Raw genomic sequence first — 19,206 nt, forward strand, 5'->3', positions numbered from 1 at the left:
TTACATTGTTCGCTATTACATATATTTTGCAGATTATTCAACGAAGTCGCAACTCTACTAAAGGATTCTCTATGTCGAAGACCGTTTTAATTACTGGTGCTAGCTCTGGTTTCGGCGAAGCGTGTGCTCACCATTTTGCTAAACTTGGAGCTCGGCTTATTTTGTGTGCAAGACGACAAAACCGACTAGAAGAACTAGCACACAAACTCATTGAATCGACCGATGTTCTCATTGAAGTTGTTGATGTAAGAAATAATAGTAGTGTTGAAGACTTTATCAATAAGCTTCCAGATGACTGGAGAAATATTGACGTACTGGTTAATAATGCAGGATTAGCATTGGGACTCGAACCAGCAAACAACGCAAGCCTTGAAGATTGGGACACGATGATCGACACCAATATTAAAGGTCTTAATTATGTGACGCGAGCGGTTTTACCAGGCATGGTCGAGCGAAACAAAGGCCATATTATAAATATAGGTTCAATCGCTGGCAGTTACGCTTATCCTGGCGGCAATGCTTACGGTGGCACCAAAGCGTACGTGCAACAATTTTCCAGAAATTTACGCGCCGATTTAATTGGTAAAAAAGTACGTGTAACGAATATTGAGCCGGGTTTAGCCGAAACGGAATTTTCTGTTGTTCGGTTTCATGGCGATATCGATAAAGCGAAAAACGTCTATCAAGACACTCACCCATTGTTTGCCGATGACATTGCACGCAGTGTCGTTTGGGCAGCCAATCAGCCAGAGCACGTCAACATTAACACCATTGAGGTGATGCCGACCTGTCAGGCTTGGGGGCCTTTAGCGGTAGCAAAAGAACCGAGCTCAGACTAATGGGTTTACGGGCTCCTTCTCTTCACCTGTTGCGCATATTTGAAGCCGCGGCACGCCACCAAAGCTTTAAGCAAGCTGCAGAAGAGTTGCATTTGACACCATCGGCGGTGAGCCACCAAATTAAATCTCTCGAGGAACAATTAGGCTTTGAACTGTTTTATCGTTTAAATCGTCGTATTGAGCTAACAGCAGGCGGACAAGCCTACTTCGATGTGATTGCTTCAACTTTTCATAAGTTAAACAAAGGTACCAGCGATGTTTTGAATCGCTTCACTCAAAAGCGATTAAAAATTTCACTTATGCCATCGCTCGCCCGGCATTTGCTCATTCCCCGATTATCTTCTTTGAGGCAACAGCTCTCCTCCGTCGAGTTGGTTATCGACGCAAGCTCCCAAATGGTGGACTTCAATCATTCTGATGTCGATCTTGCCATTCGTTATGGTAGAGGAAATTGGCCAGGCCTCGCCGTGGACCAGGTATGTCAGATGCATGCGAGTCCCATGTGTAGCCCAAGCTTTAAGAATCTACAACAACTACAATCGATAGAAGATATCGCACACGCCCCTTTAATTAGCTATTCGTTTATGACCGACACCTGGCTCAAATTTGCCGAAGCAGTCAAGCTGGAACACTTATCCGTTGATAGCGGTTTAACCTTCAATAATTATGATATTGCCATTCAAGCAGCCGAGCAGGGCCTAGGCATTGCGATGGGATTAATCGAGCTAGAACAAGCACCATTAGCACAAGGTACTCTCATTCAACCTTTTGACGTTCAATTCCCAATGAAAGAATGTCTCTACCTGGTTTATCGCAAAGAAGACCATCAGCGCCCTGAAATTCGAACCTTTTGCCAATGGTTTAAAGAACAATTTTAACATCAAATTATGCCTAGCAGAGGCAAATTGAAAGTCCTTTGTAACGAATGCAACTCAACTGAAGTCAGGTTTTTAGACTCATAAGGTCATTCCAAGTGAATTACATTCACCTGTCACCCTGAATATTTTACGTTTGTCGGCGAACAAAAACTGCGCTGTAATAGAATCGTCTACTACCAAACCCTGGAGCATGTTATGTTTCGTTTCACTCACTTACTGATCACCACAGCAGCAATTATTTTGGTGGCAGGAACTTATGTACTAACCATTTCTTCTGTTATTTGGAATTTTATGGCGTTACCGTTACTCCTCTGTGGACTTGGTTTAATCATGGCATTTTGCGAGTATCAAGATGCCAAATTCAGTAAACAATCTGCAGAAGTACACTGCTTGTTGCAATACTTAATCAATAACAAACCCTCAACAAAATTTAAAGACGTGGCTTAGGAGAGCTTTATGAATCCCAATTGGTTGGTATTACCGGTCATCATTAATTTCATTCTTACCTTTATCGTACAAGCGGTTATGTATCGAGACCGGGTAAAAGCAATGAAGCATAACAAGGTTCACCCCAACCAAGTGGTCGATCGTGCCGAACTCGAACGTCTACTTCCACAATCGAACGCGACTTCTAATAACTTTAAAAACCAGTTTGAAATACCCGTTATTTTTTACGCAATCGTAATGCTGCTGTTAGTAACTGGCTGGGCAACCTGGTTGGATTTTTATTTAGCTGCCGGATTCGTTATCATGCGCATCATTCACGCGATCGTTCATTGCACCACCAATCGAATTAAACATCGATTTTACAGTTATCTTTTGGGTACCTGGATTTTATGGGCATGGACGGTCAGTTTATCGATCAGCTGGTTTCAGCACATGATGTAAGGTTAGCTATGAAAATAGAAAAAGGGTTTGTTGTCTCTATCGAGTACACACTAAAGGACAGTCAAGGTAACGTATGGGAAACATCGAAAGGTGATGAGCCCTGGATTTATTTGCACGGATTTGGTGGAATTATTCCAGGCCTAGAGCCGGAATTAGAAGGCAAAGAACAAGGCGCAACCTTTGAAGTCGCATTACAACCAGAGGCAGCCTACGGTGTGTATGACAAAGATCTCATCAATAAAGTCCCTCGTGAAGCACTAAAAGACATTGATAATCTGGAAGTTGGTTTACGCCTCTCAGCACAAACAGAAGATGGTCAAACTCACTCGGTTACCGTAACAGAAATCACGGATAGTACAGTGACCGTTGACGCCAATCACCCAATGGCAGGACAACCAGTTACCGTAGAAGTCGAAGTTTCAGAAATACGCCCAGCAACTCCTGAAGAATTAGAGCATGGCCATGCTCACGTCAATGGTCAGTGCCACTAAAAGTTCAATCATTAAATTTTCTATAATCGACAATTATTGTGGCTTAAAGAACACAAAAGCATTCTAGATAATAAAACTCTAGAATGCTTTTGCTGATGTGCTTACTTTAGTAAATTAGTTAATCGGATAAAAGGCCACCGTCAACAATATCCCAACCAAAGTTATCAATGATAAACTGTTTCGCCGTCTGTGAATCAGATGAATGCATTAATTCACCTGCATCAAATCTGATATTTTCCTCCAGCTCTAAGTTGCTCCAACTGTTCAATAATCGGTCGTAGTTTTCAGTTGTCATTCCACTTTCACGTAAAAAACCGTTAAAGTATTTAACATTCGTAACATCCCAATTACTGAGGTCACTATTAAATCTAGTTGCTCCGAAAAACATACTACTCATATTTTCTACGTTACTCACATCCCAATTAAGCTCACTATTAAAGTTTACGGCTCTAAAAAACATACTACTCATATTTTCTACTTTACTCACGTCCCAGTTAAGCTCACTATTAAAGTTTTCGGCTCTATAAAACATCCTGCTCATATTAGTCACTTGACTTACATCCCACGAACTTATATCACTATTAAATGTCTCCGCAGAAGCAAACATGCCCTTCATATTTCTTACTCGACTCACATCCCATGCGCTTAAATCGCTGGAAAAACTTTTAGCTCCGTGAAACATAAAGCTCATATCGTATACACTATCAACATTCCATTGGCTAAGATCACTATCAAACGCTTGAGCACCCCAAAACATCCCACTCATTCTTCCGACTCTTTCAATATCCCATGCACTTAAATCACTGGAAAAGTTTTGAGCTCCGCGAAACATAAATCTCATATCGTGTACACGAGCAACATTCCACTGACTGAGATCACTATTAAATCTCTCTGCAAAAGCAAACATGCTGTTCATATTTCTCACCCGACTTACATCCCAAGCGCTTAAATCGCCGTTGAAACTTTTTGCTCCATTAAAAAGACTATGCATATATCGAACATTAGAAACATTCCAATGGCTTATATCACCATTAAAGTTGTTAGCTCCTTCAAACATTCCGATCATCATATTGACGCTACTGACATTCCACTGACTGATATCGCCGTTGAAATTAACAGCATCTTTGAACATATTGTTCATTCGAACAACTTCACCTACATCCCATCTGTTTAGGTCGGTATTTAAAGTCTCGACTCCTTCAAACATGGAATCCATATTTCTTATTTGGCTAACGTCCCAATGACTTAAATCAGCATTAATTTGCTCAACGTTTTTAAACATCGCCTCGAGACTCAGAGCTTCAGAAAGATCAGGAGAGTCCGATGCATTAATTTCAACATTTTCACATCCATAAAACATTGAAGTCATATCCTGCCATTGAATATCACCCCACTGCTCGATACTAACTAGACCTTCACATCTTATTCGATTACCAAATAGAGCTCCTGGTAATTGGCCATAAATCTTGACTATATAGTCGCCACCTTGTTCGTAAAAATGATGTACAGTTCGACGATTTTCTTGGGTGACTTCTTCCGTGATTCCATCACCCCAGTCGACAAAGTAGGTTTTTCTAAAACCTAAATCACCGTCAGTTCTCCCTCTTGGTACATTAAAAGAAATAAAACTCGGATTAGAATCCACCTGCCATTGCGTAACAAAAGGTCTCTGTTCCGCAACTAGAACTCGCCTAGAAATAGAAGCTCGATTACCCTCACTATCAGCAGCAAAATACCCAACGGTATACTCCCCGGGAGTAGAAGTATCAACATCACCCTGAATTATAATGTCTATCTCTCCGTCTGCCTCATCATATGCCGTCGCCCCGAACTCTTGATAGTCAGCATCTTTCTCGACAATAATAAACGAAGATCCATTTAAGGTAATAACTGGCTCTGTGCGGTCTTGAACAACCACTTCTCTCACTATCTCTCGATAATTACCCGAGCTATCCCTCGCTGAATAAATAACGGTCTGAAGACCAGGTGTAAAAATATGGACATTATTTTGTATTGATACATCTAAGTCGCCATCGTACTCATCGAATGCAGTTGCACCAAGATCTTCGTACGGAACGAAAAGCTCATGCAGAATACGCGACTCACCGTTTAAAGTAATTTCTGGTAATGTTGTATCTTCGACGATAACTTCGCGACGAACTTCACCACGATTTCCTTGGCTATCTTCTGAACTGTAAGTAACGACATAAGAACCTATAATATCGGTATTAACCGCACCTTCGATGGTTACAGAAAGTTCACCATCCACTTCGTCACTTGCATTGGCTCCAAGTTCTTCATAAAAAGAAAAGACTTCTACTCTAACTTGTGTATTTCCATTTAAAGTGACTACTGGAGCTGACGAGTCTTGAACCCTAACCATTCGAGTAACTTCACTTTCATTGCCCGAATTATCAATCGCATAATAAGTGATGGTATAGGTGCCTATAACATCTTCATCTACGAAGCCATCAATCGTAACTTCAATTTCACCGTCATAACTATCTTCGGCCGTAGCTCCTTGCTCTTCGTATGATGAGAAAGCACTAATGGTAATAAACGTATCACCAGTTAATGTTATTTCTGGAGGCGTTGTATCTTGAACAATGACTTCTCGACGAATCTCTTGGCTATTTTCACTGCTATCTTGAGCCGTGTATACAAGAATATAAGTTCCAGTAGTATTGATATCAACTTCGCCTTCTACAGCAGCAACAATTTCTTCACCCGAATTGTCGAACACTGTCGCACCAAGCTCTTCGTATACCTGAAAGACTTCTAAATAAACTCGCGATTCACCATTCAAACTAATTTCTGGAGGAGTTGTATCTTGAATAATAACTTCTCGACGAATCTCTCGGCTATTTTCACTGCTATCTTGAGCCGTGTATACAACAACATAAGTTCCAATAGTACTGATATCAACTTCGCCTTCTACAGCAGCAACAATTTCTTCACCCGAATTGTCGAACACTGTCGCACCAAGCTCTTCGTATACCTGAAAGACTTCTAAATAAACTCGCGATTCACCATTCAAACTGATTTCTGGAGGAGTTGTATCTTGAATAATAACTTCTCGACGAATCTCTCGGCTATTTTCACTGCTATCTTGAGCCGTGTATACAACAACATAAGTTCCAATAGTACTGATATCAACTTCGCCTTCTATCGTGACAACAATCTCTTCACCTGAATTATCAATTACTGTTGCACCTTGCTCTTCATAAACTTGATACACCTCTAAGAAAACTTGCGGTTCACCATTCAAAGTGATTTCTGGTGGCGTTGTATCTTCTACGCGAACTTCACGAGTAATTTCGCTTTGATTTCCCGCAGAATCGGTCGCTCGGTAAGTGACCACTGAAACACCTAGTGCTTCAGTATCTACTTGCCCCTCAATAGTGACGGACACTTCGCCATCAACTAAGTCGGTTGCCGTTGCACCTTGCTCTTCATACAACGCGGAAACTTCTAAAGTTATACCCGCCTCTCCATTTAAAGTGATTTCTGGTGGTAGCGTATCTTGAACAACAACTTCTCTAGAAATCTCACTAACATTTCCTGCTATGTCTTGTGCTTGGTAAACTATGTTATAAGTACCCGGTCGACTCGTATTAACAGTCCCTTCAGTAGTTACTGATACTTGACCATCCAAAGCATCAATAGCAATAGCTCCCTGCTCAAAATATTCATCAACTACTGCTTCTAACTCAACAACTGGCGAGCCATTTAATTGAATGACTGGTCCAACTAAATCAACGACTCGCACTTGACGATTAACTTGACCAAGATTGTTGGAACTATCTTGAGCTGTATAGGTAAGATTATAAATTCCTGGACGAGCAGTGTTTACTTCCCCTGTTATGCTGACACTTAAACCACCTTCAAAGTTATCTAAAGCCGTCGCTCCTTGCTCAACGTATTCGCTAAAAACATCTAAAGTTAAACTCGATGAACCATTGAGAGTAACCGTTGGCGCAGTTGTATCCACAACAACAACCGAACGTGTAATTTGAGTTGTATTGCCCGAATTATCAGTAGCAATATATCGAAGAGTATTAGAACCTAACTGAGCGTTATTTACTGTCCCCTCGACGCGGACAGAGACTTCACCATTAACTCGATCGAAAGCGGTTGCTCCTTGCTCTACGTAAGTTCCGAACACCTCTAAAATTTGCTCGGATGGGCCATTTAGGGTAATTACCGGACCAACCGTATCAACAACATTAACGGTTCGGGTTACTTCTGAAGAATTACCAGAGCTATCACTAGCAACATATCTTAAAACTTGTTCGCCAAGCTGCGCGGTATTTACCGAACCTTGACGTTCGACTACCAACTCACCTTCAAAACTATCTTCCGCTCTAGCACCTGGATCAATAAACTCGCTAAACACTTCTTGTGTTATGCGAGCTTCGCCGTTGAGTTGAACTTGTGGTGGTGTTGTATCGGCGACGATAACTTTTCGAGTAATGCTTGATGAGTTTCCACGTTTATCAGATGCTGAATATAAAATTGTTTGTACGCCTAATTGTGACGTATCGACAGTACCTTCAATTACAACGTTTACTTCACCATCTCGATTATCTTCTGCCGTCGCTCCAAGCTCAGTGTACTCAGTGCCTGCTTCTACAGTTACTTCAGCACTTCCAACAAGATTAATAACAGGTGCTTCTCGATCTTTCTTTCCACCTGAGCCGCCACAAGCGACAACTAAGGTTGATATTAAAAAGAGAGAGCATAACTTACTCATTAAAGAGCAAGTGATAGGTTTTATAACTTTCACAAAAATTATCCATAATTCAAAAGTTGCCGGAGTTTATCAAATGTGACGACGCTCACAATATAGGATGTTAATATTCCCAATTCCCTGTATATACCGCACCAAACTCAACTATCGATCCAAGATGCTACAGACGACTTACCTAAACAGCGAAAGATTGAATTAAAAGTACAAAATTACTAATCTTAAAAGTTCAATCTCTCGTCGAAAGTGACGAGTAGCTTATCAAAGTCCCAAAAATTTTGAATAAATCCTATTTGCACAATTACGACAAAAAGTATAAAAATTTGGACCTTAATTCAAAATCAACGACTTAGAGATCCTCTTCAAAGAGACTAAGTGACTTTTTCTGTATATAACCACTTTTAATACCGAGAAAAGCTCGAAATATAGAATTAGAAAATTAAAAGATTTGAATGTTAACTCTGAATTGATTGGGTTTCAGGAAACAAAGACTGCTCTTAAACTCTCAAACAAGCCCTAAATGGCTAGTTTGAGTACATCTGTCACAGGTCGATAACTATCCACATTGAGCAAATCAACACCACACTCCAAGTTTTCAATCCAATTTAAAAACTCGTTAATTTGTTGTCCTTTAAAGCAACGACCGTGTTGAGGAACGATCATTGAAACCCTCATTTCTCGAACCATTTGTGCCCACAAACGGCACGCTTTGTTGCTCGTCATGTAGCGTTTATGAAATCCTTCCATAGAAGGAATGTGCTCATTAAAGTTTGAAACCGGTTTAATAAGTTGATCATCATCTGACAGAGAAGCGCCCATATCGCCAGAAAACAATATTCGACTTTTCATATCGAAAAACTGAAAATTCCCTACAGAGTGCAAAAAGTGAGCAGGAACAGCGACTATCGCACTATTACCTAGCTTAATCACATCACCTTCATCTGCCACAGATATCATTCGCTCATCCAACCGAAGGCCATCATGATCGCTCAAATATCCCGGCACTAAATGCGGGAGAAATCGAGACCATAGTTTTGACGTAACCACTTTTGCAGGAGTCTTGATAATCCACTTGGGCAAGCTAGCAATAATGTCTGGATCTTGATGAGAAGCAAAAATATAGTCGACGTTATCGAGTGATGCATGTTTAGCGATCTCAATACTTAAAGCAGCAAAAGTTAAGTCGCCACCCGGATCAATCATCGCTGCTCGATTGTTATCAACAATCATAAATTGATTTGCTTGAATGCCACTGCCTTTTACTAGGTCAGAAAACATTAAACACTTGTGAGATTCGTCTTCATATAAGGTAATTGCGCGGTTGAACATCGTATATCCTCTATCGGCAATATAATAAGCCGTCCATTTTGAAAGATGTTCTTAAACTATATATTGCTCCAGATCAGTAGGTAGCTCAAAGCAGCCTGAGCTTTGCGATAAATCTCAATGCAATATTGGAAACGGCTCCTTTTTTAAATTTCTAATTGCTTAATGTTCTATTTCGGGAGAGGACACGTTCACACGCATCCTCTCCTGCTTTTTTACGCCGCTTTGTTTTTTTCACTACTCACTTTATCTTTCGTTTGATGCTCTAAAACTTTGCCTCCTTGATTAATGGCAATGGATTTAGGTTTCATAGCCTCCGGAATTTCTTTCACTAAATTAATCGTCAACATTCCGTTAGAAAGATCTGCGCCAGTGACTTCAACATAGTCAGCTAAATTAAACTTACGCTCAAACTCTCGAGTTGCTATACCTTGATATAAAAACTCTCGCTCTTCATTTGAGCTTCGCTTACCATGAATAGTAAGGACGCCTTTTTCTACCTGAATATCAAGTTCACTTTGATCAAATCCAGCTACAGCAACAGTTATAGCGTAACGATTTTCATCGAGAACTTCGATATTGTAAGGGGGATAACCGCTTGTTGTGGTATCGCCAGTCAAGGCACTATCGATCAAAGAAGCTAAACGATCGAATCCCACACTACTGCGGTAAAGTGGTGATAAGTCAATTGAGTTCATAATACATCCTCCATTAGAAGCAATATAAAACAAAAACAATCTTATTGAGCAGCTATCAGGTACAGACTAACCACTCAACTTCATAAATATGGTCAACCGATTTTTTTTCAATCTTTTAGTTTAAATTTTTATGAGACACTTCCTTCAAGAATTCACATTTGAGATTCCACTCAGTGGCTAAGCGGTTGCAGAAGCTCTACGGTTGCCTCATCAAGCGCATTAAATGCTCCGTCAGATGCTATATTCGTCACGGTAAACGTGCCGCTTTTAGCTTTGGGAGCAATCCAAAGATTGGCATACCAAAAAGTATTACTTCCCGAATGAGTCAATGCTTTTCCTTTTGCCCAAGTTCGATTAACGTGTCTAAAGCCGACATGATAATCATCCTCAAGAACCGTTGAAGAATGCAAATACCTCAGTTCTTCTTTATTTAGAATTTTAGGATAATGCCCTAAATGCAAACGAATGAAAGCTACCATATCTTCTAATGAGGCATGTACTGTACCCGCTGGTCCCATTGCTGCCGGATTATCTGCTGGAACAATTTTAGATTCAGGATCGATAGCCTTAGTCCCAAAGAACGTTGAACTGTGTCCCCTCGGTGCCTCGCCTCTAGGAGCCCCGAAACCACTCGATTTCATCCCCAAAGGCTGAAATAATTTTTCTTGCATTAAGCTTTCCCATGACTGATCGGTTACTTCTTCCAACATCGCACCGGCAACAACATAACTCGCGTTTGAATATAAAAACTCGCCTCTTTTCGACTCAGGTTCTAATGTCAAAATATTTCCAACCCACTCTTCCCGCTGGACTTTTAATGCTCTTTTATCACTAAATCGCTTTATCCAATCCGTCGTTTTAGTAATGTCTTTGGTAATACCCGCCTTATGAGAAAGTAGCTCGGCTAAAGTTACGTCTTTATAGGAAGGATGAGTTTCTAGTTCAGGCCAAATTGATTGAATACTCGAACTCCACTGTATCTGTTTTTCCTTGACCAAAATAGCAGCTAATGTCGCTGTCATTGACTTGGTAATAGAGCCAATATGCCATTGGTCTCTTAGCTCAACCTTATGCTCTTTATTCTTTGTACGATATCCAACAGTAATTAATTCATCAGGTTTTTCTGCTGATACGTTGACACCAGCAAGAGCAATTAATTTATACTTCTCTCTTATCTTTTCGAATTTCACTTCAAGTGCAGCAGAACCTAATTCTCTAGTTTCTGGCTTTTCCGCATGTACTAATCCGAATGATAGTAGTATCAAAAAATGTATGGCTAATGACTGAACGTGTGATCTCGTTTTTTTACTTTGCATTTTGTGCTCTATTTTAAATCGTCGCTTGTTATAAGCTGTTCATTATTGATAAGTCAACTCATCGACTAATATCTTACACTCCTAAATGAAAGTGGTGGCAAAGAAAAATGAAGAAACACTATTATCAGGCTTAAGAACTGAAAGGAAAATAAATGGTTCTATAACTTAGTGACCATCCCTGGCATCAAATCATTATCCCTTTGTCATAAAATCCTAAATCTAGTTATTAGCTGCAATAATTTCTTGTTTGAAGCTCAAGATTTCTTCAGATCGAGGATCAACAATCACTCGTATCCAATGTACACGAGAAGCTCCAAAAGTTTCTACTCGAGTGAAATTTTTCAAGAATCCAACTTGATCCAACCGAGGTTTATCGATACGAAAATAATGCGAATCACCATGAGCTAGAATCACAGGCTTTCCGAAAGTTAATGTTTTTTGCTCTAACACTGACAATGTATTTTCGAAACCTAAACGATTCCGTTCTACTCTAAACTCAAGTGCTGGATTGGCATGAACCATTAAAAATACACCTTTAGCCTTTATGGATTCTGCAATCTCAAATACTTTATTGAGCCAATCGATTCCCGCTTGTTCACGACGAGCTACTTCAGCATCATCGGCAGAACTTCTTTGCATGGACGAGTTTTCATCAAAAGGAGCTAAACCATTTTGACTTCCCACCATATGGATCGTAGCAAACAATACACGGGACCTAGCCCACATAACATTTTCTGGAAACTCTTCGTAACCATTGATTTCTGCTTGACTAAATACGCGCATAGGACTTTCACCAAACGTTAATCCCGTTTGCGGATAAAAAATCTCTCGCAACTTTGCCAAACGATCGAGAGGGGAGTATTCACCCGCAGCGACGCGATGACAGTCTGTCCACTCATTATCTCCAAGAGTCAAAACAAAAGGTTTGTTAAATTGGCTAAATCGATTGAATCGATCCATAAACAACTCATCGCTACAAGGAGTTGATCCCGATTTAATATCTCCCGCATGAAGTACCCAACGAACTTTCCTATCACTATTGATCTCGTCGATAAGTCGATCAAAAGGAGGGTAGTCTTCTCCCGCAAGAACGCCATAAGGTGAATCACCAATTAATGCAAACTCAAATTTGTGTGGCCAAAAATGTGCTGACTCCCAACGGCTCGCATAACCTGCACTTGAAATACATAAAGCTATCCATACAACGAGAATTTGCCGAAATAATTGCATCACATTATCTCCAAGTCGATAAATTGAAACGCAACTATATCGACAGAAAGTGAACTAATTATGTCATCCAAATATCACTCTTATGAAAATGCTTCCCAAAAGAGTTCTCATAAAAACCAATTTCCAGTTTAGGTTTAGCAAAATCCGCGAAGGAACTTTATAGATCAGCGCAAAAATCTCCATCCGTTATTTTTATTAAAAAATATGAGGTGTTCATTTATACCTCGCAAATTATGTTATAACATAACATTTAAGAAATCCTACTTTTCAATGCGTATCGGCTTCACAAAGAGAACGATTTTGTAGGTATAACCCTGAGTTTTTGTGTATTTGCTTCAGTAACTTAACTAAGGAGATGGTGTGATGTCACAGGCACTAAAAAAAGATTTTGGCCTTAATGAGTTTTGCCTTGGTCGATATGTTGAAAGCGAAGAACCAACAGTCTTTGCAGACATCTACCGCAATGACACCAATATAACCATATGGAAGCGAAGTTTACCGAACGACATCACTCACTCGGTAAATCATATTTTAAAATCCAACTCATCTTTTAACATGATCAAACCAGTATCCGTAGTTAGCGTTTTTGATGATATTCATCGGGCATTTGGAAATTCGGAGCAATCACGTCCGTTGTGCGATGACATCACGACACTAGTCGATATGTTCTGTTGTATTTTCAACGTTAAACGTGCGGGCTTTCGACTGACGGCATTAAATCACGCAATGTGTCCAAGATTTCATGTTGATCATGTTCCATGCCGGCTTGTAACTACTTATCTAGGATACGGCACAGAATGGCTACCTCATAAAATCGTTGATCGAACAAAACTTGGAGCGGGCAACCAAGGCAAACCCGATGAGCATTCTGGTCTCTTTTCCAGGTTAAGAGATATTCAAAGATTAACACAAGGAGACGTCGCATTATTGAAAGGAGAGTCCTGGGAAGGCAATGAAAATGCAGGGCTGGTTCATAGATCGCCTTCGGTAACACCAGGAGAGCGTCGTTTGTTATTATCAATTGATTTTGTATAAGATGATAACCAGGTTTTTGAAAGGTTCGGAATAATGAGTAAGTTACAGACAGTTATTGATCACGCAGAAGAGCACTGTAAAGCAAACGGCTCTCGGCTCACTAATAAAAGAAAACAAGTACTTTCGAGTCTTATTAAGTCTCAAAAAGCACTTTCAGCTTACGACATTGTTAACCTATGCAGAGAGGACTTTGGTGAATCAATATTAGCGATGTCAGTTTATAGAATTTTAGACTTTCTCGAGAGCGAACATTTAGTTCATAAGCTTAATATTGCTAATAAATACGTTGCTTGTTCTCACATTACTTGCGATCACGATCACGGAGTACCTCAATTTTTAATTTGTAAAGAATGCGATAAAGTTAAAGAAATTAGTGTCAGCAAATCAACACTTAATGAATTAAAAGCGAGTGTCGAAAAAGCGGAATTTCACCTTGTAACGCCTCAGCTAGAAATGAATTGCATTTGCTCTAATTGCCACTCTAATAACATACACTAACGAGAAAGTGATTATTAATGCAAAAAATGTCTCTTACCTCTGACAAACTAGCGATAGGCCTATCTATGGGCTGTGCTTTTCATTGCTTATCAGGTCCCTTGCTCATTACTTTCTTATCCGGGATAACACTTACAAATGTTGCTCATGAATTAATTCATATTTTACTTATATTGATTATTATCCCTATCAGTTTTTTTGCAATGATTATCGGATATAGAAAACATCAAAAGTTATCGTCAATTTATTTAGTCTTTTGGGGATTTTTCTTCCTAATTTTAGCTACTTTGTTAGAGGAATATAAAGTAGGTACTTTAGAAGAAAAAATTCCCTCTCTGATTGGCTCTCTATTTTTAATTTTAGGACACTTCTGGAACTCTCGATTAATTAACAAACAATCAAACTATATTAGCAATAATCATTATTGATATTAGGAGTTCAGTTCTTGGCTTTTAATACAAGTGTCGTTTTACCCATAAGGAATTTGTCTTGAACTCTACAACGCTACCGGATATTACATCAAATAGCCAACCTATCACTCTAACAACATTGCAATGGGTCGGAATGGAAAATATCGCGGTTCCAATGAAAATTAAGCATTTAGATCAGTCCATTTCTAACATTTCAACAGCCGTCAACGTGTATGTAAACCTAGCCGATCCAACTGCCAAAGGCATTCATATGTCAAGGTTGCACTTATTGCTAAATCAACTTGAAGAAAAACAAATTAGTAAAGAACGACTAGAAAGCTTACTTTCAAAATTTGTAGAGTCACAAGATCGTAAAAGCCAAAATTCTAAAATAGAAATATCATTTGATTTAATACTGAAAAAGCCATCGTTGCTAACAAATAATTGGGGATTTCAATCTTATCCCATCAAAATACATGGGGAAAAGCGGTCTAATAAATATCTATTTGGCTTTGAACTGTGTATTCCCTACTCTAGCACTTGCCCCTGCTCTGCATCATTATCAAGAGACATTCTTAAAAAAGAGATTCAAAAAAAGTTTACCTCTGAAAGAATTGATAGGAAAGAGTTTTTAGAGTGGTTTGAGACAAAAAATACACTTTTTGCAACGCCTCATGGCCAGCGTTCGTTTGTAAAGTTGACTCTAGATATAGCCCAAAACACTTGGCCTGATATACCCACATTAATCTTTCAACTTGAGGGAGCAATAGGAACGCCCACTCAAACAGTCGTGAAACGAAAAGATGAGCAAGAGTTTGCCATGCTAAATGCAGAGAACCTTATGTTTTGTGAAGATGCAGCAAGAATAGTTAAAAAGAGCCTTAGCCAAATGCCTTTTCTAGATAGCTACTCTTTTAAAGTAGAGCACCAAGAAAGTCTGCACAATCATAATGCCGTTGTCATTGAACATAGCGCTCAGTAACAACGGTTAAATACAAACTCTAATGATAAGACGATAACAATCTTTCTTTAACTAAAACGTCTTAACTTTTATTTAATCACGACTCATCTTCTTTAATCGGCTTATTCAAATGAAGCGCATGAGATTTCTTCTTTTTGCGCACTCGAATATTCAACATTTCTACCGCAAAAGAGAAGGCCATAGCAAAGTAAATATACCCCTTAGGTACATGAGCCTCAAAACCTTCAGCAATTAATGTCACACCTATTAATATAAGGAAAGATAATGCCAGCATCTTCACCGTAGGATTATCGTCAACAAAGTTACCAATGGGCTTAGCCGCCAATAACATGACGGTAACAGAAACTAAGATAGCAATAACCATAATGGAAACGTGATCGACCAGTCCAACCGCCGTAATTACCGAGTCGAGAGAAAAGACGATATCAATGACAGCGATTTGTGCAATTACCGAAGCAAAACTGGAATAACCTTTTGAAGATTGGCCATCTTCCATTACTTCTAATGACGCATGAATTTCATGCGTTGATTTCGCTAATAGAAATAATCCGCCAACGATTAATATAATGTCTCGCCCCGATATTTCCTGTCCTAAAATAGTAAAGATGGGTTCAACTAGTCCCATGACCCAAACGATACTAAATAACAACCCAAGACGCGCAAGCATGGCTAATGCCAATCCCAGTTGGCGGCCCTTATTTCTTTGCTCTTCGGGTAACTTACCAACAAGAATAGAAATAAACACGATATTATCGATGCCTAAAACCACTTCGAGAGCAATAAGGGTTCCAAGTGCAACCCAAGCTTCAGGACTCGCTATCCATTCAAACATGTTAACTCGCCTTATTTAATAACAGAGAAATTCACAAATGTGTAAGGGTGAATATTTTTTTCGTCCGGCCTATGCTCTTCACGACTTTTTTCTTCTAAATTCAAGTGCTCAAAAGCTGGGAAGAACGCATCACCATCAACATCCAAATCAATAAAAGTGAGAAATAAATTGTCAGCTCGCTCTAGAGTTTGCTCATAAATATTCCCACCACCAGTAATCATTATTTCTGGTTCATCCTGTAAGAGAGTAATTGCGTCTTCAACGCTATTGACGACGTCAATACCGTCATGATGATATTTTGGATTACGCGTGATTATTACATTTCGTCGACCGGGCAAAGGCCGACCTATCGATTCAAACGTTTTACGCCCCATGACGATTGGTTTACCCATGGTCGTTTCTTTAAAGTGTTTTAGGTCAGCTGGCATATGCCATGGCATTTCATTATCTTTTCCGATGACACGATTGTTTGCCATGGCACATACTAAAGAGATTACTGGTTGAGTCATGTCTTTCTCGAAATTATAAATTAAACCGCAACCGGTGCTTTGATATGAGAATGTGATTCGTAGCCAACTATTTCAAAGTCATCGAATTCATAACTGTAAAGATCAGCGGGTTTACGTTTAATATTTAACTTAGGTAATGGCAACGGCTCGCGAGCTAACTGTGTTTTTGCTTGTTCAAAATGATTGGAATATAAATGAACATCGCCACCGCTCCAGATAAACTCGCCCACATCTAAATCACATTGCTGCGCAATCATATGGGTTAACAAAGCATAAGAAGCAATGTTAAAAGGCACACCGAGGAAAATGTCAGCGCTGCGTTGATACAACTGACACGATAGTTTTCCATCCGCGACATAAAATTGGAATAACGAGTGACACGGCGGTAATGCCATTTCATCTGCTACACCAGGGTTGTAAGCCACAACGAGTAAACGACGAGAATTTGGATTAGTTTTAATCTGCGATACGACATTACTAATTTGGTCAACAGTAGTGCCGTCAGGTTTTTTCCAGCTTCGCCACTGCTCTCCATAAACAGGACCTAGATCGCCATTTTCATCCGCCCACTCATCCCAAATTGAAACGCCGTTATCTTTTAAATATTGAATATTGGTATCACCATTTAAAAACCACAATAATTCATAAATAATTGAACGAAGATGAAGTTTTTTAGTCGTTACCAATGGAAAACCATCTTGCAAATTAAATCGCATTTGATGACCAAAAACACTGCGCGTTCCTGTTCCGGTGCGATCGCCCTTATCGTTTCCATTTTCCAGGACATGCTTCATCATATCTAAATACTGCTTCATCGCTCTTCACCTAAATTCATTTATTTTTTTGCGCTTTTTGCTTCTTTCCGTTGTTCTTTTTCGAGCCCGGTTCCGCAATGTCGTACACTGGGTCTTTATAAGCCCATACGACTAACACGAGACCTAACACAATCATTGGAGCACTCAACACCTGTCCCATGGTCAACCATTCCGCCATATGCTTTAAGTGCTCATCAGGCTCTCTGAAATACTCTACGATAAACCGGAACGTACCATAGCCTAATAAAAACAGGCCTGAAACGGCTTTCCGCGGTCGCGGCTTTGCACTATACCAGTACAATAAAATAAATAGGACAACACCCTCTAACGCAAATTCGTATAATTGCGAAGGGTGCCGATAAAGTTTTTCAGGATCCGTTGGGAATATCATCGCCCAAGGCGTGCTCTCTAAATCGGTCGGTCTGCCATAAAGCTCAGCATTAATAAAATTGCCGATACGTCCAGCACCTAAACCGATTGGCGCAAACGGAGCAATAAAATCGGCCAAACTCCAAAAAGACTTTTTCGATTTACGTGCGAATAGAAAAAATGCTGCGATAACACCCAGCATACCACCGTGGAATGACATACCACCTTCGTCCATTCGGAACAGATAAATCGGGTCGCTCAAAAAATGAGAAAATTGATAAAACAGAACATAACCAACTCGACCACCAACAACGATGCCGACAAATCCCCAAAAAATAAAATCAGAAATTTCGTCTTGCGTCCAAATACACTTGGGATCTTTTGCTCGGCGATTGCCTAAATACCAGGCAGCGGCAATCCCAACAAGATAAGTCAGCGCATACCAACGTAAAGCGAATGGACCATAAATATGCAAAATGACGGGATCAATTTGTGGAAACTCCATTAAAAACTCCGTTCAGACTCACCCTAAGTGATTAATAATTATTCTGATGCCCACCAGCAATAGGAAAACTGCAAATACTTTTTTGAGTTGTTGAGCCGGCAGCCAATGTGCCAACCGAACTCCTAACGGTGCGGTCAAACTCGAGGCAACAATGATACCCAAAAAAGCTGGTAAATGGATATAGCCCAGAGAGAATTCAGGCATGGACGCATTCCACCCCATAACAACGTAGCTGGCTGTACCGGCAAGCGCAATAGGTAGCCCGCAAGCCGAAGCCGTGCCGACACAACGCGTAATTCTTTCTCCCAAGTAATGGAGATAAGGCACAACCAGCGACCCACCGCCAATACCCACTAATCCGGAACCACAACCAATACCACTAGCAACTGCAAATATTGTCATCGCCCCAGACTTCTCAACGGCCGCTTCAGGCTGCTTAGAAAACCAGATTTGCAGTGCCATTACCATAGCGCCTGCACCAAATATATATGCCAAAACATCACTGGCTAAAAAATCAGCAACAACTCCTGATAATAAAGCTCCTACCACGATCCCCGGAACCAGCAATTTGAAGTATTGCCAATCGACAGACCCTCGCTTGTGGTGTGAACGAAAAGAAGAAATCGAGGTAATACAAATCGTCGCAAGCGACGTCCCGATACAGGCGTGCATCAGTATATCGGCCGGAACACCCGACTTAGGTAGTAAAAAAAGCAACACAGGAACTATGATGAAACCACCACCTATTCCGAGAAGGCCGGCCATCAACCCCGCTACGACACCCGCCGCTAAATAATAAATCCACTCTATCATCGGTATTGTTTTTATTTATAGTTCGCTA

Annotated in this window: 19 protein-coding genes; 9 read left to right on the forward strand and 10 right to left on the reverse strand. The window is 40.1% G+C overall.

Features of this window, described 5'->3' with window-relative positions; all coding sequences use genetic code 11:
- Positions 1–71: 71 nt before the first annotated feature.
- The 5 genes from FAX86_RS04810 to FAX86_RS04830 all read left to right on the forward strand — a co-directional run bounded on the left by FAX86_RS04810 (position 72) and on the right by FAX86_RS04830 (position 3,096).
- On the forward strand, positions 72–839 hold the full coding sequence (locus tag FAX86_RS04810; protein ID WP_144392205.1) for an SDR family oxidoreductase: 768 nt from the start codon (positions 72–74) through the stop codon (positions 837–839).
- Positions 839–1,717, forward strand: coding sequence for a transcriptional regulator GcvA (gene gcvA, locus FAX86_RS04815; protein WP_144392206.1), 879 nt, complete (start codon positions 839–841; stop codon positions 1,715–1,717). Before FAX86_RS04810 ends, gcvA begins: the two co-directional genes overlap by 1 nt.
- Before the next feature lie 195 nt (positions 1,718–1,912).
- Positions 1,913–2,164 (forward strand): hypothetical protein, encoded by a 252-nt coding sequence (locus FAX86_RS04820; RefSeq protein WP_144392207.1) that lies wholly within the window; start codon positions 1,913–1,915, stop codon positions 2,162–2,164.
- 9 nt (positions 2,165–2,173) lie between these two features.
- Positions 2,174–2,605, forward strand: coding sequence for an MAPEG family protein (locus FAX86_RS04825; RefSeq protein ID WP_144392208.1), 432 nt, complete (start codon positions 2,174–2,176; stop codon positions 2,603–2,605).
- The gene (locus FAX86_RS04830; RefSeq protein ID WP_246128498.1) at positions 2,560–3,096 is read left to right on the forward strand and encodes an FKBP-type peptidyl-prolyl cis-trans isomerase; all 537 of its coding nucleotides are present in this window, start codon (positions 2,560–2,562) and stop codon (positions 3,094–3,096) included. Before FAX86_RS04825 ends, FAX86_RS04830 begins: the two co-directional genes overlap by 46 nt.
- 118 nt (positions 3,097–3,214) lie before the next feature.
- Here FAX86_RS04830 and FAX86_RS04835 read toward each other — a convergent pair whose 3' ends face one another.
- The 5 genes from FAX86_RS04835 to FAX86_RS04855 form a co-directional block, all read right to left on the reverse strand.
- Complete coding sequence (locus FAX86_RS04835) at positions 3,215–7,882, reverse strand: immunoglobulin-like domain-containing protein (protein ID WP_144392209.1); 4,668 nt, start codon at positions 7,880–7,882, stop codon at positions 3,215–3,217.
- A gap of 477 nt (positions 7,883–8,359) precedes the next feature.
- Positions 8,360–9,172, reverse strand: coding sequence for an oxygen-binding di-iron domain-containing protein (locus tag FAX86_RS04840; RefSeq protein ID WP_144392210.1), 813 nt, complete (start codon positions 9,170–9,172; stop codon positions 8,360–8,362).
- A gap of 212 nt (positions 9,173–9,384) precedes the next feature.
- Positions 9,385–9,867 (reverse strand): Hsp20 family protein, encoded by a 483-nt coding sequence (locus FAX86_RS04845; RefSeq protein ID WP_144392211.1) that lies wholly within the window; start codon positions 9,865–9,867, stop codon positions 9,385–9,387.
- Positions 9,868–10,037: 170 nt separating this feature from the next.
- Positions 10,038–11,183, reverse strand: coding sequence for a serine hydrolase domain-containing protein (locus FAX86_RS04850; protein WP_144392212.1), 1,146 nt, complete (start codon positions 11,181–11,183; stop codon positions 10,038–10,040).
- Positions 11,184–11,402: 219 nt separating this feature from the next.
- Positions 11,403–12,413 (reverse strand): metallophosphoesterase, encoded by a 1,011-nt coding sequence (locus FAX86_RS04855; protein WP_246128547.1) that lies wholly within the window; start codon positions 12,411–12,413, stop codon positions 11,403–11,405.
- A 363-nt stretch (positions 12,414–12,776) separates the two neighbouring features.
- Between FAX86_RS04855 and FAX86_RS04860 the strand changes: the two genes are divergently transcribed.
- The 4 genes from FAX86_RS04860 to folE2 all read left to right on the forward strand — a co-directional run bounded on the left by FAX86_RS04860 (position 12,777) and on the right by folE2 (position 15,335).
- On the forward strand, positions 12,777–13,448 hold the full coding sequence (locus FAX86_RS04860; RefSeq protein ID WP_144392214.1) for a DUF1826 domain-containing protein: 672 nt from the start codon (positions 12,777–12,779) through the stop codon (positions 13,446–13,448).
- 33 nt (positions 13,449–13,481) lie between these two features.
- The gene (locus tag FAX86_RS04865) at positions 13,482–13,946 is read left to right on the forward strand and encodes a Fur family transcriptional regulator (RefSeq protein ID WP_144392215.1); all 465 of its coding nucleotides are present in this window, start codon (positions 13,482–13,484) and stop codon (positions 13,944–13,946) included.
- Positions 13,947–13,963: 17 nt separating this feature from the next.
- The gene (locus FAX86_RS04870) at positions 13,964–14,371 is read left to right on the forward strand and encodes a MerC domain-containing protein (protein WP_144392216.1); all 408 of its coding nucleotides are present in this window, start codon (positions 13,964–13,966) and stop codon (positions 14,369–14,371) included.
- 61 nt (positions 14,372–14,432) lie between these two features.
- Positions 14,433–15,335 (forward strand): GTP cyclohydrolase FolE2, encoded by a 903-nt coding sequence (gene folE2, locus FAX86_RS04875; RefSeq protein ID WP_144392217.1) that lies wholly within the window; start codon positions 14,433–14,435, stop codon positions 15,333–15,335.
- 76 nt (positions 15,336–15,411) lie between these two features.
- Here folE2 and FAX86_RS04880 read toward each other — a convergent pair whose 3' ends face one another.
- The 5 genes from FAX86_RS04880 to FAX86_RS04900 are packed head-to-tail and all read right to left on the reverse strand — an operon-like array spanning position 15,412 to position 19,178.
- Positions 15,412–16,167 carry a TerC family protein gene (locus FAX86_RS04880; protein WP_144392218.1) on the reverse strand — a complete coding sequence of 252 codons (756 nt, stop codon included), beginning with the start codon at positions 16,165–16,167 and terminating at the stop codon, positions 15,412–15,414.
- A gap of 11 nt (positions 16,168–16,178) precedes the next feature.
- Entirely contained in the window at positions 16,179–16,676 is a 498-nt protein-coding gene (gene folA, locus FAX86_RS04885) for a type 3 dihydrofolate reductase (protein ID WP_144392219.1), read from the reverse strand.
- 20 nt (positions 16,677–16,696) lie between these two features.
- Complete coding sequence (gene thyA, locus FAX86_RS04890; RefSeq protein WP_144392220.1) at positions 16,697–17,491, reverse strand: thymidylate synthase; 795 nt, start codon at positions 17,489–17,491, stop codon at positions 16,697–16,699.
- Between the two features lie 16 nt (positions 17,492–17,507).
- A complete protein-coding gene (gene lgt / locus FAX86_RS04895; RefSeq protein ID WP_144392221.1) occupies positions 17,508–18,365 on the reverse strand; it encodes a prolipoprotein diacylglyceryl transferase in 858 nt (285 codons plus the stop codon).
- Between the two features lie 18 nt (positions 18,366–18,383).
- Positions 18,384–19,178 carry a TSUP family transporter gene (locus FAX86_RS04900; protein WP_144392222.1) on the reverse strand — a complete coding sequence of 265 codons (795 nt, stop codon included), beginning with the start codon at positions 19,176–19,178 and terminating at the stop codon, positions 18,384–18,386.
- Between the last annotated feature and the right edge of the window lie 28 nt (positions 19,179–19,206).

The sequence above is a fragment of the Pleionea sediminis genome (assembly GCF_007570825.1).
Taxonomy (GTDB): Bacteria; Pseudomonadota; Gammaproteobacteria; order Enterobacterales; family Kangiellaceae; genus Pleionea; species Pleionea sediminis.

What these genes read in the sequence shown, in the direction of transcription:
- FAX86_RS04810 (WP_144392205.1), top strand. Translation starts at nt 72, where the DNA reads ATGTCGAAGACCGTTTTAATTACTGGTGCTAGCTCTGGTTTCGGCGAA.
- FAX86_RS04820 (WP_144392207.1), top strand. Translation starts at nt 1,913, where the DNA reads ATGTTTCGTTTCACTCACTTACTGATCACCACAGCAGCAATTATTTTG.
- FAX86_RS04840 (WP_144392210.1), bottom strand. Translation starts at nt 9,172, where the DNA reads ATGTTCAACCGCGCAATTACCTTATATGAAGACGAATCTCACAAGTGT.
- FAX86_RS04825 (WP_144392208.1), top strand. Translation starts at nt 2,174, where the DNA reads ATGAATCCCAATTGGTTGGTATTACCGGTCATCATTAATTTCATTCTT.
- lgt (WP_144392221.1), bottom strand. Translation starts at nt 18,365, where the DNA reads ATGGAGTTTCCACAAATTGATCCCGTCATTTTGCATATTTATGGTCCA.
- FAX86_RS04870 (WP_144392216.1), top strand. Translation starts at nt 13,964, where the DNA reads ATGCAAAAAATGTCTCTTACCTCTGACAAACTAGCGATAGGCCTATCT.
- FAX86_RS04865 (WP_144392215.1), top strand. Translation starts at nt 13,482, where the DNA reads ATGAGTAAGTTACAGACAGTTATTGATCACGCAGAAGAGCACTGTAAA.
- FAX86_RS04850 (WP_144392212.1), bottom strand. Translation starts at nt 11,183, where the DNA reads ATGCAAAGTAAAAAAACGAGATCACACGTTCAGTCATTAGCCATACAT.
- folA (WP_144392219.1), bottom strand. Translation starts at nt 16,676, where the DNA reads ATGACTCAACCAGTAATCTCTTTAGTATGTGCCATGGCAAACAATCGT.
- FAX86_RS04880 (WP_144392218.1), bottom strand. Translation starts at nt 16,167, where the DNA reads ATGTTTGAATGGATAGCGAGTCCTGAAGCTTGGGTTGCACTTGGAACC.
- thyA (WP_144392220.1), bottom strand. Translation starts at nt 17,491, where the DNA reads ATGAAGCAGTATTTAGATATGATGAAGCATGTCCTGGAAAATGGAAAC.
- FAX86_RS04855 (WP_246128547.1), bottom strand. Translation starts at nt 12,413, where the DNA reads ATGCAATTATTTCGGCAAATTCTCGTTGTATGGATAGCTTTATGTATT.
- FAX86_RS04845 (WP_144392211.1), bottom strand. Translation starts at nt 9,867, where the DNA reads ATGAACTCAATTGACTTATCACCACTTTACCGCAGTAGTGTGGGATTC.
- FAX86_RS04830 (WP_246128498.1), top strand. Translation starts at nt 2,560, where the DNA reads ATGGACGGTCAGTTTATCGATCAGCTGGTTTCAGCACATGATGTAAGG.
- FAX86_RS04900 (WP_144392222.1), bottom strand. Translation starts at nt 19,178, where the DNA reads ATGATAGAGTGGATTTATTATTTAGCGGCGGGTGTCGTAGCGGGGTTG.
- FAX86_RS04860 (WP_144392214.1), top strand. Translation starts at nt 12,777, where the DNA reads ATGTCACAGGCACTAAAAAAAGATTTTGGCCTTAATGAGTTTTGCCTT.
- gcvA (WP_144392206.1), top strand. Translation starts at nt 839, where the DNA reads ATGGGTTTACGGGCTCCTTCTCTTCACCTGTTGCGCATATTTGAAGCC.